The sequence below is a fragment of the Psychrobacter sp. FME5 genome, from assembly GCF_014861375.1.
In the GTDB taxonomy this organism is placed as follows: Bacteria; Pseudomonadota; Gammaproteobacteria; order Pseudomonadales; family Moraxellaceae; genus Psychrobacter.
Window position 1 is genome coordinate 1 of the sequence record NZ_RRYX01000082.1, and the last position, 13,927, is coordinate 13,927.

Here is a 13,927-nt window from a genome sequence, read left to right on the forward strand (position 1 = left end):
TTAGACGTTAAATAGTTAGCTAAAAAGCCATTCTCGAGAGAGGGTGGCTTTTTTTGTTAAGCTATACAGCGATGAAAAATAGCTTTTATAAAAATATGTTTATCAAAATAGTATTGATATGGTTTAACAAGCATAGCAATTTTATATCGGTTGTTTTGGGCGTTTATCATTAAAAATATCATTAATTGAATTAACCTAATTAAATATTGCCTTAAAACTTGCATTCTCATTAAAACCTTGTATAATTATCAGCCTTAACACCCATAGGCGATTGGCTCAATTGGTAGAGCATCGGTCTCCAAAACCGAGGGTTGTAGGTTCGAGTCCTACATCGCCTGCCATCTTCTTATTATATCTTTGTTGTACCTCCATCATCTCCGAAGCGAGTTCTTTATGAGCAATAATCAAGATAACCTCGAGAATAAGTTATCTGATGCCAAGGCGGGTGCTGGTGGAATGCTGTCTAAAGATAAGCACGTATCAGCGACAAATACATCTGCCGTTGAAATTGCCAAGACTGGCTCTATCAAAGATGTGATTTTGTGGCTATTAGCCGCAGCAGTTTTAATCGGTGCAACGTTAGTCAATCAATATCTACCCGGCTATTGGCAACCTGCCAATGATTTATGGGTACGTATTGCGATTATCGTTGCACTTTTTGTGTTTGCATTGGTCTGTTTGGCAATGACGCATCAGGGTAGTGCCTTTAAAACCCTATTAAAAGATGCTGCTGTCGAATTACGCCGTGTGACATGGCCTGGCAAAGACGAGACCTTTCAATACACATGGCAAACGATAGTCATGATTGCGATTGTTGGTTTTATCGTTTGGCTATTAGATAACTTTTTTAATTGGTTCGTGGGTATTTTTATTGGTTAATGTCGCGTATTAGCGAGTATTAACCCAAAATTACTTATAACGAATTAACTTCAACGACTTAACTTTAATGATCAGGAGCGTGATATGCGTTGGTATATTGTCCAAGCGTTTTCAGGATATGAAAAGCAAGTACAACGTTCATTAACTGATCGTATTAATCGTAGTGACTTCGCTGAGTCGTTCGGTGATGTATTGGTTCCTACTGAAGAAGTCGTCGAAATGAAAGACGGCAAAAAACGTAAAAGTGAGCGTAAGTTCTTTCCAGGCTATGTATTGATTCAGATGGAAATGAACGACAACACTTGGCACATCGTCAAAGATTGCCCACGTATTATGGGCTTTGTTGGCGGGACACCAGAAACGCCAGCACCGATTACCCAAGTAGAAGCTGATCGTATCTTGAACCGTCTCAATCAAACTGAAACCGACCCACGTCCTAAGACTTTATTTGAGCCCGGCGAAGAGTTGTTGGTTATCGATGGTCCATTCACTGACTTTAAAGGGTTGGTTGAAAAAGTGGATTATGAGAAGTCTAAGCTACATTTAACCGTAAACGTATTTAATCGACCGACTCAGGTCGAGCTTGAGTTTAGTAAAGTTGAAAAACTAGACTAAATAGCGGTATTAATTAACACGGTACTAATTGACACAGTATTCATCAACCGGGGAGCTGTTAATCAACCAGGTATTTATATATCACATTGATTTGGCGCTATTACCCATTTAGGAGAAAATCATGGCTAAGAAGATTGATGGTTACATCAAACTACAAGTGCCTGCAGGCAAAGCAAATCCTTCACCACCGATTGGTCCAGCATTGGGTCAAAAAGGCGTGAACATCATGGCGTTCTGTAAAGAGTTTAACGCTGCGACCTCAAGTCAAGAGCCGGGTCTACCGATTCCAACTGAGATCACTGTATACAGCGATAAGTCTTTTACCTTCATCATGAAATCACCACCAGCTGCGTACTTATTACGTAAAGCTGCTGGGATTACTAAAGGTTCTGGTGCGCCAAACACGGCTAAAGTCGGTAAAGTAACACGTGAGCAATTAGAAGAAATCGTCAAAACTAAAGACGCTGATCTAACTGCTGCTGATCTTGACGCTGCAGTCCGTACTGTTGCTGGCACCGCCCGTTCGATGGGTATTACCGTGGAGGGTGTATAATGTCTAAGCTAACCAAACGTCAAAAAGAAATTCAAAGCCGTATCGTACACGAAAAGCAATACACCATTGAAGAAGCGGTACAAATCTTAAATGATTTGCCAGCGCTAAAATTCAAAGAGTCTATTGATATCGCAGTAAACTTGGGCGTTGACCCACGTAAATCTGATCAAGTCGTACGTGGCGCTACCAACCTACCTGCGGGTACTGGTAAAACCAAACGCGTTGCTGTATTTGCTCAAGGCGCTGCTGCTGAAGCCGCTAAAGAAGCCGGTGCTGACATCGTTGGTTTTGAAGACCTAGCAGAAGAAATCAAAGCTGGTAACATGGACTTTGACATCGTTATTGCTGCTCCTGATGCAATGCGTGTTGTTGGTCAATTAGGTACAATCCTAGGCCCACGTGGTCTAATGCCTAACCCTAAAGTCGGTACGGTTACGCCTAACGTTGCTGAAGCGGTCACTAACGCTAAAGCTGGTCAAGCACAGTATCGTGTTGACAAAGCGGGTATTATCCACACGACTATCGGTCAAGTTGGCTTTACCGCTGAACAAGTCATGCAAAATGCGCAAGCGCTAATTGCTGACCTTAAGCGTGCTAAACCTGCTACTTCTAAAGGTACTTTTATTAAGAAAATTACCTTGTCTAGTACGATGGGTCCAGGTCTGATCATTGATCCAGTACCATATCGTATGGCTAAATAATTATATACGTGCTTAATATTTAACGATTTTGAATAAAAGCACAAACTATTTTAAAAATTAGGTCAGCGTAGCAAACGCTATGCTGTCTAAGACCGTAGGTAGAGAGCAGTTTAGAAGGATTAGAAATGGCTCTTTTGAGTTATTATTAATAACAATAAGCTGCTTTTGTTAATCGGCGACAGATGAAAATCTTAGTTGTCCTACGCAGACGGTGACCCACCCAGTTGTTGATAAGAGCCGATAGGGCAACCTATCACTTGATGTCATTCTGATAACGGTGCCGTAATCAGTCGTTATTCGTAGACTTTATCTTCATTAAGTTTACATATAACGTGTCGTATCAAGTCAGTCCAAGCGAGTGGTTTGATTATTGAAAACTTAGGTTTTAAGTGATTAAATACTCAGCTGATTGATAAGATTAAAGGAGTCAACTTATGGCATTAACGCTAGAGCAAAAACAACAAGTTGTGGCTGAAGTGTCTGAAGTTGCTGCTAATGCTTACTCAGCAGTAGCTGCCGAATATCATGGTATTGGTGTTGCAAAGCTTACTAAGCTGCGCGAACAAGCCCGTGAGAAAGGCGTTGTTTTGAAAGTGGTAAAAAATACCCTAGCAAAACGCGCTTTTGAAGGCACTAAGTTTGAGAGCATGTCAGACCGTATGACTGGTCCACTACTTTTGGCTTTCTCTATGGAAGACTTGGGTTCTGCTGCTAGAGTCGTTTTCGACTTCAGCAAAGAAACCAAGGCTTTAGAGACCAAATTGGTATCAGTTGGTGGTGTGGTTTATGGTCCAGAAGAGCTAGAGCGCGTATCGAAGCTACCAACTCGCGACGAAGCAATCTCTATCTTGATGGCTACTATGAACGCACCAGTGACCAAGCTTGTCCAGACTATGAACGCAGTTCCTGGCAAGTTCGTTCGCACTGTTGCAGCAATCAAAGACGCAAAAGAAGCTGCTTAATTGCTTGTTTTAACGTAACTTTGACATCGCTGATTGCACTTTATTGTCAACACTATTTGAAAATTTGGCAAGCAATCAAAGCGATATTAAAATCAATTAATTTTTATCAGATAACGGAGAGTTCTCATGGCACTATCTAAAGATGATGTGTTAAACGCAATCGCTGAAATGTCAGTAATGGATATCGTTGAATTAATCAGCGACATGGAAGAAAAGTTCGGCGTAACTGCTGCTGTAGCTGCTGCTGCACCTGCTGCTGCTGCTGAAGGTCCTGCTGCTGAAGAAAAAGACGAATTTGACGTTGTTCTTGCCAGCTTTGGCGAGAAGAAAGTTGGCGTAATTAAAGCCGTTCGTGAAGCGACTGGTCTTGGCCTAAAAGAAGCGAAAGATTTGGTTGAAAGCGCTCCAGCTCCAATCAAAGAAGGCGCAACTAAAGCTGAAGCTGAAGAGTTGAAAAAGAAACTTGAAGAAGTTGGTGCAACTGTTGAACTAAAATAAGTTTAACGCTGTACAAAAAAAGCTGGTAATGCCTTGCATTGCCAGCTTTTTTTTACTATAATTCGTAGCTTGACCTTTTGTGTCTGCCAATAGTCGTATCATAAGCGGTGGATACCCATCAAAAGGACAGACGATATACATGCAAGCACACATGCTAGTTTTTGAAATCAGTTAATATAAGCTAAACGTCCATAGATGTTTGGCATTTTTTTGTGTCTGCATACTTTCCTATTAACACTATAGTTTATACTGATTCTGAATGTTACTGATTCTGAAATTTATAGTTATCCCAGTTATTATTATTCTGAAAACGGTTCAATCTGAAAACGGTTCAATAAGTTATCTAGCATGGTTTTACTGTCGGTTTATAAGCTTGTAGACAGTAGATATCAGCGACGATATTGGTTTTGATAGCAGCTCGCTTAGTGAGTGGTTTAGATGAAATATTAACAAAAACTATCTCTGTGCGACAATATTAGTAAAATAAGCCCTCAGGGTGACATTTTACAAACAGTATGATATTGAATTTCTTGGTTTGGATGGTCATATAGATTGACTTAGATGACGATGACAAGATCGAATGAAGTGCGCTAAGTAAGCACTGATTAATGAAGTAGTAATTGACACAAAGATATGAGTTGAACACCAACACTTATTTTATATTATCGTTTACGTTGCTAGGTTTGTATAGTATTTATGCACGCCAGCCACGCTTTTAATTTGTTTCCACGTTTACTGTAAGGACTCTCGATGGCATATTCTTATACTGAAAAAAAGCGTATTCGCAAAAGTTTTGCTGAATTGCCCACTGTGATGGACATTCCCTATTTACTGTCTATCCAAGTAGATTCTTATGAGCAATTTTTGCAAGAGCACAAAAAGCCAAAAGCTCGTGAGAATACTGGTTTGCAAGCTGCGTATTCCTCTATTTTCCCAATTGAGAGTCACTCTGGTAACGCAGAGCTGCAATTCGTTGAATATTATTTAGGAACGCCTGAATTTGATGAGCGTGAGTGTATCTTACGTGGCTCAACGTTTGCTGCGCCTATGCGTGTCAAAATTCGTCTGATCATCAAAGACAAAGACAGCAAAGATAAAGACAGCAAAGCGGCGATTAAAGACATCCGTGAGCAAAGCGTCTATATGGGTGAGATGCCATTGATGACGGCAAACGGTACTTTTATTATCAATGGTACTGAGCGTGTTATCGTTTCTCAGCTACATCGTTCACCTGGTGTGTTCTTTGACCATGATAAAGGTAAGTCGCATTCGAGTGGTAAGGTGCTTTATAACGCCCGTATCATTCCTTACCGTGGCTCATGGTTAGACTTTGAGTTTGATGCCAAAGATTTGGTTTTTGCTCGTATTGACCGTCGTCGTAAACTACTGGCGTCTATTATTTTACGTGCTTTAGGTTTAACCACTTCTGAAATCTTAGATTTGTTCTTTGACAAAGTAGCCGTTTATAAAGGTGAAGAGCAGTTCGAGATTGATTTGGTTGCCGATCGCCTGCGTGGTGAGATGGCTCAGTTTGATATCGTATCACCAAAAGGTGACGTCATCGTAGAGCAGGGCAAACGTATTAATGCGCGCCGTATCCGTCAGCTTGAAGAAGCGGGTATGACCAAGATTGCTATACCTGACGAATATCTATATGAGCGTATTTTAGCTGAAGATATCGTGGTTAACGATGAAGTAATCGCTAAAGCCAACACCCTAATTGACCATGAACTATTGGTTAAATTAAGTGCGTTTGAAGCCAGTGAATCTATCAAAGAATTCAGTATTCTATTCACTAACGATATCGATCAAGGCAGTTATATTGCCGATACGCTACGCGCTGATAGCACTTCAAGCCGTGAAGAAGCATTGATTGAGATTTATAAAGTTATGCGTCCAGGTGAGCCACCAACGGTTGAAACTGCTGAAAAACTATTTGAAAGCATGTTCTTTAACGCTGATCGTTATGACTTATCGAATGTCGGTCGTATGAAATTCAACCGCCGTTTAGGTCTTGAATTTGACAACACTGATAACCCTGATATTCAGCGCGAACGTAGTGTATTGACCAATGACGATATCGTTAATGTGCTTAAAGAGCTGGTTGAAATCCGTAATGGTCGCGGCGAAGTCGATGATATTGACCATTTAGGTAACCGCCGTATTCGCTCAGTAGGCGAGATGGCAGAAAACCAATTCCGTGTTGGCCTAGTGCGTGTTGAGCGTGCCGTTAAAGAGCGTTTAAGCTCAGCTGAATCTGATAACTTGTCACCACAAGACTTGATTAACTCCAAGCCTGTAGCGGCTGCGGTTAAAGAATTCTTTGGTTCAAGCCAGTTGTCACAGTTTATGGATCAAAACAATCCATTGTCAGAAGTGACGCATAAACGCCGTGTATCAGCACTAGGACCTGGTGGTCTGACCCGTGAGCGTGCAGGCTTTGAAGTACGTGACGTACATGATACCCATTATGGTCGTGTATGTCCGATTGAGACTCCTGAAGGTCCAAACATTGGCCTTATTAACTCACTAGCGACTTTTGCTAAGACCAACAGCTTTGGCTTCTTAGAAACGCCGTATCGCCGTGTGGTTGACGGTAAAGTTACGGATATCATTGAGTATCTATCAGCGATTGAAGAAGTGGGCACTGTGATTGCACAAGCCGACTCGCCAATGACTGAAGATGGTGCGCTGTCTGATGAGATGGTCAGTGTGCGTAGCTATGGTGAATTCGTGCGTATGCCACCAGAAAAAGTGACGCATATGGATGTGTCGCCAAGTCAGGTGGTATCGGTAGCAGCAGGTCTAATTCCGTTCCTAGAGCATGATGATGCTAACCGTGCCTTGATGGGCTCAAACATGCAACGTCAAGCGGTTCCAACGCTACGTGCTGATAAGCCGTTAGTTGGTACAGGCATGGAGCGTCACGTTGCGCGTGACTCTGGTGTTTGTGTGGTTGCTAAGCGTGGCGGTGTGATTGAAGACGTTGATGCATCACGCATTGTCGTTCGTGTTAATGAAGATGAAATGGTCGCTGGTGAAGCGGGTATCGATATTTATAACTTGATCAAATACACACGCTCAAACCAAAACACTTGTATTAACCAACGCATCATCGTTAACCAAGGCGATGAGATTGCCTTTGGTGATATCTTAGCCGATGGTCCATCAACGGATCTTGGTGAGCTAGCATTGGGTCAAAACATTCGCATCGCCTTTATGCCTTGGAATGGTTATAACTTCGAAGATTCGATCTTGTTATCTGAGAAAGTGGTGAAAGAAGATCGTTTCACTACCATTCATATTCAAGAATTGACTTGTGTGGCGCGTGATACCAAGTTAGGTACTGAAGAAATCACTGGCGATATTCCAAACGTTGGTGAAGCCGCACTTTCTAGCCTTGATGAAGCAGGTATCGTTTATATTGGTGCTGAAGTGGATGCTGGTGATATCTTAGTCGGTAAAGTCACACCAAAAGGTGAGACCCAACTAACACCAGAAGAGAAACTACTACGGGCTATCTTTGGCGAAAAAGCTGCTGATGTTAAAGACACGTCGCTACGTGTACCAATATCAAGCAAAGGTACGGTTATCGACGTACAAGTCTTTACCCGTGACGGTGTTGAAAAAGATGCGCGCGCCCGTGCCATCGAAAAATTACAGCTCGATAGCTATCGTAAAGATTTAAAAGAAGAGCTACGTATCTTTGAAGAAGCAGCTCGTGGACGTATTGGTAATCTTTTAGATGGCCAAAAAGTCAGCGGCGGTTCTGGTCTAAAAGCTGGTACGGTGATGGCATTGGCTGATATGAAAGATATGAGCCTTGAGACTTTGCTTGATATCCAGCCAGTTGAAGAAGAAATCTCTGAGCGTCTAACGCAAATCGCTGATTATTTAGTTGATAAGCAAAAAGACATCGATGTGAAATTTGCTGAGAAAAAACGCAAATTAACGGCTGGTGATGACTTACAACATGGCGTACAAAAAATCGTTAAGGTCTATCTAGCGGTTAAGCGTCGTATTCAGCCTGGTGATAAAATGGCGGGTCGTCATGGTAACAAAGGTGTGGTATCGCGCATCATGCCAGTTGAAGATATGCCTTATGATGAACACGGCAATACCGTCGACATCGTACTGAATCCGCTTGGTGTACCATCGCGTATGAACATCGGTCAGGTTCTAGAGACGCATTTAGGGATGGCGGCGAAAGGCTTGGGTGAAAAGATTGACGGCATGCTAAAAGCGCAAGCCGCCATCAAAGAGTTACGTGAGTTCTTAGATAAAATCTATAACAAAGTTGGCGGCGAACAAGTTGATCTTGATAGCTTAAGCGATGATGACATCATGGCACTATCGGCTAACTTACGCGGCGGTGTTCCCATGGGCACGGCGGTATTTGATGGCGCACATGAGCATCAGGTCAAAGACTTGCTAGAGCTTGCAGGTATGGATCGTGATGGTCAGCAGACATTGTATGACGGCCGTACCGGTCAGAAATTTGACCGTAAAGTGACGGTTGGCTACATGTATATGCTCAAACTCAACCACTTGGTTGATGACAAAATGCATGCGCGCTCGACTGGCTCTTACTCACTAGTCACGCAGCAGCCGCTCGGTGGTAAAGCGCAATTTGGTGGTCAGCGTTTCGGTGAGATGGAAGTGTGGGCACTAGAAGCTTATGGCGCGACTTATACGCTACAAGAAATGCTGACGGTGAAGTCGGATGACGTTGAAGGCCGTACCCGTATGTACAAAAACATCGTCGATGGTGAGCAGTATATGGATCCAGGTATGCCTGAATCGTTTAACGTACTGACCAAAGAAATCAAATCACTGGGTATTAATATTGAGTTAAAACAAAGCCACTAATGTAATTAATAATTAAGCAACGCAGCATAATTGATTACAACCTTAGTTATTGACCAAAAGCAGCACGCTTATTGCTGCTGTTTTTGGTAATTTGTCTCAACCCTATTCATTGCCTTCATTCATCTTATATGCGTCAATCACACGCTATCAGATGATTATAAAGATAACGGAGAAGCAACTTGAAAGATTTACTCGATATCATGCAAAGCCCTACCGGCAACGGTAATCAAGAGTTTGATAGCATTCAAATCACGTTAGCCGCACCTGACGTGATTAAATCGTGGTCACATGGCGAAGTAAAAAAGCCTGAAACCATTAACTATCGTACGTTCAAACCTGAACGTGATGGACTATTTTGTGCCAAAATCTTTGGACCTGTAAAAGATTTTGAATGTCTGTGTGGTAAATACAAACGCCGTAAATTCCAGGGCGTTATCTGTGAAAAATGTGGCGTTGAAGTCACTACTGCTAAAGTCCGTCGTGATCGTATGGGTCATATCGACCTAGCCAGTCCTGTAGCGCATATTTGGTTCTTAAAATCACTGCCAAGCCGCATTGGTCTATTGCTAGACATGACGCTTCGTGATATTGAGCGTGTGCTATATTTTGAAAGCTATATCGTGACTGAGCCTGGTTTGACCAGTCTTGAGAGATATCAGCTGCTTGATGACGAAGACTATTACAAAGCGCTTGAAGAGTTTGGCGATGAATTCACCGCCAAAATGGGTGCTGAAGCGGTTCAGGATTTGTTAAAAGATATCGACTTAGACCTTGAAATCGATGAGCTGCGTGAAGCGATTCCACAGACGGGTTCTGAGACTAAGCTTAAAAAGATGTCTAAGCGTCTAAAATTATTAGAAGCATTCCGTGATTCTAATAACAAGCCTGAGTGGATGGTAATGAATATTTTACCAGTACTACCACCAGATTTGCGCCCGCTAGTACCGCTAGAAGGTGGTCGTTTTGCGACTTCAGATCTTAACGATTTATATCGCCGCGTGATCAACCGTAACAACCGTCTAAAGCGTCTATTAGAGCTAAGCGCCCCTGATATCATCGTACGTAACGAAAAACGTATGTTGCAAGAATCAGTTGATGCGTTATTAGATAACGGTCGTCGCGGTCGTGCGATTACGGGTAGTAATAAGCGTCCATTGAAATCTTTGGCTGATATGATCAAAGGTAAGCAAGGTCGTTTCCGTCAAAACTTACTTGGTAAGCGTGTTGACTATTCTGGTCGTTCGGTCATCGTTGTTGGTCCAACGCTACGTCTGCATCAGTGCGGTTTACCGAAGAAAATGGCACTCGAGCTATTCAAGCCATTTACTTATAACAAACTATTATCTCATGGTTTGGCAACGACGATTAAAGCTGCCAAAAAGATGGTAGAGCGTGAAGAGCCACAAGTTTGGGACATGCTGGCCATGGTTATCCGTGAGCATCCAGTATTACTTAACCGTGCACCAACACTTCACCGTTTGGGTCTACAAGCATTTGAGCCAGTATTGATTGAAGGTAAAGCTATCCAGCTTCACCCTCTGGTTTGTACCGCGTTCAACGCTGACTTTGATGGTGACCAAATGGCCGTTCACGTGCCATTAACGTTAGAGGCCCAGCTGGAATCACGTGCGCTGATGATGTCGACCAACAATATCTTGTCACCTGCCAACGGCGATCCAATTATCGTACCGTCACAGGATGTGGTATTGGGCTTGTACTATATCAGCCGCTCGTCAATCAATGCCAAAGGTGAGGGCATGATATTCGCCACCGTCAATGAAGCCTTACGTGCGATTGGTTCAAACGATTTGCATGTAAACGCTAAAATTAAAGTACGTGTGACCGAGACACATATTGACGAAGATGGTAACGAAACCAAAGAAATTAGCTTAAAAGAAACGGTTGCTGGTCGTTTACTTATTTGGAACGTCATGCCTAAAGGTATGTCGTTTGATGAATGTAACCAAGAAATGACCAAGAAAAACATCTCACGTTTGATTAACTCTTGCTATCGTAAAGTAGGCGTTAAAGACAGTGTTATGTTTGCTGACCAATTGATGTATCTTGGTTTTGCTCAGGCCACTCTATCAGGTGTGTCTATTGGTATCGATGACATGGTCATTCCACCGAGCAAAGTGCAAATCATTGAGACAGCAGAGTCAGAAGTTCGCGAGATTGAAGATCAATTTGAGCAAGGCTTCGTCACAGCTGGTGAGCGTTATAACAAAGTTGTCGATATCTGGTCACGTACCAATGATAAAGTCGCGAAAGCGATGATGGACAACTTAGCCACTGATAAAATGATTAACGCAAAAGGGGAGGAGGAAGAACAAAAATCCTTTAACTCTATCTATATCATGTCAGATTCTGGTGCTCGTGGTAGTGCCGCACAGATTCGTCAGTTAGCAGGTATGCGTGGCTTGATGGCAAAACCGGATGGCTCAATCATTGAAACACCGATTAAAGCCAACTTCCGTGAAGGTTTGACCGTACTTCAGTACTTCATCTCAACTCACGGTGCGCGTAAAGGTCTAGCAGATACGGCACTGAAAACCGCTAACTCGGGTTACTTGACTCGTCGTTTGGTTGACGTGGCGCAAGATTTGGTTATTACCAGTGATGACTGTGGTACCGAGCAAGGCTTGCTCATGAAACCACACATTCAAGGTGGTGAAATCATCGAGAAGCTGGGAGAGCTAGTGCTTGGTCGTGTCACGGCGCGTGATGTCGCTTATAATGATGATGCAGATAAAATCTTGATTCCAGCCGGTACTTTGATCGATGAGCATTGGGTTAACATCCTTGATAACAACGCGATTGATGACATCTGGGTACGTTCAGTCATTACTTGTGATGTTGAGCATGGCGTTTGTTCGCAGTGTTATGGTCGTGACCTTGCTCGTGGTCATAAAGTGAACATCGGTGAGTCAGTTGGTGTCATGGCTGCGCAGTCTATCGGTGAGCCTGGTACTCAGTTGACGATGCGTACTTTCCACGTCGGCGGGGCTGCAAGCTCAGCGTCTGTGGACAACAGTATTTCGGCACGTAATGCTGGTCAAGTACACTTTGAAAACATGAAAACAGTTGAGCATGTCGATGGCCATTTGGTTATCGTATCGCGTTCAGCTGAGCTAGCGTTGACCGATGAGCTGGGTCGTGAGCGTGAGCGCTATAAAGTTCCTTACGGTTCTAGCGTTCTAGTGAAAAACGAAGAGCAGGTCGAAGGCGGTCAAACCATCGCTAAATGGGATCCGCACACGCATCCTATTATCACAGAATTTGCTGGTACAGCACGCTTTAGTGATATCGTTGATGGTTCGACAGCGACGGTTAAAGTCGATGATGCAACTGGTATGAGCTCGTTTGAGATTCTAGCCACGCGTGACCGTTCAAGCTCAGCGAAGGATTTACGTCCTGCGATTGTCTTGAATACAGATGAAGGTAAGGAAGTGGTTTACTTCTTGCCCGCTGAAACCATTATTCGTGTTAGCGATGGTGAAAAAGTCGCCGCAGGTTCGATTCTAGGCCGTGTACCACAAGCGTCTTCAGGTACCAAAGATATTACCGGTGGTCTACCACGTGTTGCTGATTTGTTCGAGGCACGTCGTCCGAAAGATCATGCCATCATGGCAGAAATGACAGGTGTGGTGAGCTTTGGTAAAGAGACCAAAGGCAAAAACCGCTTCATCATCACTAATGAAGACGGTGAGGTTCATGAAGAGCTGATCCCGAAATGGCGTCAAATCAACGTCTTTGAAAACGAGACAGTTGCACGCGGTGAGGTGATTGCGGACGGTCCACAGAACCCGCACGATATCCTGCGTCTAAAAGGACAAACCGCGCTTGCTGATTATATCGTCAACGAAGTACAAGACGTATATCGCTTGCAGGGTGTAAAAATCAACGATAAACACATCGAGGTTATTATCCGTCAGATGTTGCGTAAAGTTGAAATTACTGACGGCGGCGATTCAAGCCACTTTAAGGGCGATCAGGTAGAGTATGCTGATATTAAAGCGTTGAACGCTAAACTGGAAGCAGAAGACAAATTCCCAGTGAAGTACGAGCGTCAACTACTTGGTATCACCAAAGCCAGCTTGGCAACGGAAAGCTTTATCTCAGCTGCCTCTTTCCAAGAAACCACACGTGTCCTAACGGCTGCTGCGGTTACTGGTAAAGTCGATGAGCTACGTGGTCTGAAAGAAAACGTGGTCGTTGGTCGCTTGATTCCTGCTGGTACGGGTCTTGCTTATCATAAAGCCCGTAAAGACAAAGCGGATCAGAAGCTACAAGATAAAGACTTGAATGCAGCCTTTGATATGACGGCAAGTACTGACAGCAAAGACTTTGCGAGCTTTGATGAAGCCTTTGCCCAAGAGCTTAATCAAGATAATTAATCGCTCAGCTAAACTCTAGAGTAATAATAAAAAAGCCAGCCTAAGTCGCTGGCTTTTTTGTGTGTGCAAAAAAGTAAAAAACATGGTGGGGTTATCTAAAAGAATATAGTTAAAATACTTTAAAAACGCTACGATACTGCGGGTATAGTTTTTTTTGCAGCCTCTGTCTGCGTAGGCACAGCAAGCAAGAAAAAACGGTACCTGCAGTACGTGATGTAGCGATATTACTTCTCACTGACTATAGTACGCTGGAAAACACGCCCTAGTCAGCCCTAATAAAACAAGTGCAAATATTATAATGCGCTATGGGTGTAAATTTTTTGGGTTTGACTGCATGCAGTTTATCTCATCCTTATCACTATTATTTAAAGTAAAGGCACGCTTTAATATCATAGAAGGGTGTAATGGACATTATTCATGCTGTCATAGGGTCTAACGCTATATACTGTCTAT

General features: G+C 43.0%; 8 protein-coding genes and 1 tRNA gene. All 9 read left to right on the forward strand.

What is annotated here, in order from left to right:
• The first annotated feature begins 265 nt into the window (after positions 1 to 265).
• The 9 genes from EI161_RS10450 (at position 266) to rpoC (ending at position 13,474) form a co-directional block, all read left to right on the forward strand.
• A tRNA-Trp gene (locus EI161_RS10450) sits at positions 266 to 341 on the forward strand.
• A 52-nt stretch (positions 342 to 393) separates the two neighbouring features.
• Complete coding sequence (gene secE, locus EI161_RS10455; RefSeq protein ID WP_192524399.1) at positions 394 to 879, forward strand: preprotein translocase subunit SecE; 486 nt, start codon at positions 394 to 396, stop codon at positions 877 to 879.
• Positions 880 to 963: 84 nt separating this feature from the next.
• Complete coding sequence (gene nusG / locus EI161_RS10460) at positions 964 to 1,494, forward strand: transcription termination/antitermination protein NusG (protein WP_192524400.1); 531 nt, start codon at positions 964 to 966, stop codon at positions 1,492 to 1,494.
• A 121-nt stretch (positions 1,495 to 1,615) separates the two neighbouring features.
• Entirely contained in the window at positions 1,616 to 2,047 is a 432-nt protein-coding gene (gene rplK / locus EI161_RS10465) for a 50S ribosomal protein L11 (protein WP_192524401.1), read from the forward strand.
• Positions 2,047 to 2,748: a 50S ribosomal protein L1 gene (rplA, locus tag EI161_RS10470; RefSeq protein ID WP_192524402.1), complete on the forward strand. Its 702-nt coding sequence runs from the start codon at positions 2,047 to 2,049 to the stop codon at positions 2,746 to 2,748. Before rplK ends, rplA begins: the two co-directional genes overlap by 1 nt.
• A 434-nt stretch (positions 2,749 to 3,182) precedes the next feature.
• Positions 3,183 to 3,710, forward strand: coding sequence for a 50S ribosomal protein L10 (rplJ, locus tag EI161_RS10475; protein WP_192524403.1), 528 nt, complete (start codon positions 3,183 to 3,185; stop codon positions 3,708 to 3,710).
• A 126-nt stretch (positions 3,711 to 3,836) separates the two neighbouring features.
• The gene (gene rplL, locus EI161_RS10480) at positions 3,837 to 4,208 is read left to right on the forward strand and encodes a 50S ribosomal protein L7/L12 (protein WP_192524404.1); all 372 of its coding nucleotides are present in this window, start codon (positions 3,837 to 3,839) and stop codon (positions 4,206 to 4,208) included.
• Positions 4,209 to 4,958: 750 nt separating this feature from the next.
• Complete coding sequence (gene rpoB / locus EI161_RS10485; RefSeq protein ID WP_192524405.1) at positions 4,959 to 9,077, forward strand: DNA-directed RNA polymerase subunit beta; 4,119 nt, start codon at positions 4,959 to 4,961, stop codon at positions 9,075 to 9,077.
• A gap of 179 nt (positions 9,078 to 9,256) precedes the next feature.
• Complete coding sequence (gene rpoC, locus EI161_RS10490) at positions 9,257 to 13,474, forward strand: DNA-directed RNA polymerase subunit beta' (protein WP_192524406.1); 4,218 nt, start codon at positions 9,257 to 9,259, stop codon at positions 13,472 to 13,474.
• Positions 13,475 to 13,927: the final 453 nt, after the last annotated feature.

Bases quoted from the DNA above. Each gene is read 5' to 3' on its own strand.
- rpoB (WP_192524405.1), top strand. From the start codon at position 4,959: ATGGCATATTCTTATACTGAAAAAAAGCGTATTCGCAAAAGTTTTGCT.
- rplA (WP_192524402.1), top strand. From the start codon at position 2,047: ATGTCTAAGCTAACCAAACGTCAAAAAGAAATTCAAAGCCGTATCGTA.
- rplJ (WP_192524403.1), top strand. From the start codon at position 3,183: ATGGCATTAACGCTAGAGCAAAAACAACAAGTTGTGGCTGAAGTGTCT.
- secE (WP_192524399.1), top strand. From the start codon at position 394: ATGAGCAATAATCAAGATAACCTCGAGAATAAGTTATCTGATGCCAAG.
- rplL (WP_192524404.1), top strand. From the start codon at position 3,837: ATGGCACTATCTAAAGATGATGTGTTAAACGCAATCGCTGAAATGTCA.
- rplK (WP_192524401.1), top strand. From the start codon at position 1,616: ATGGCTAAGAAGATTGATGGTTACATCAAACTACAAGTGCCTGCAGGC.
- nusG (WP_192524400.1), top strand. From the start codon at position 964: ATGCGTTGGTATATTGTCCAAGCGTTTTCAGGATATGAAAAGCAAGTA.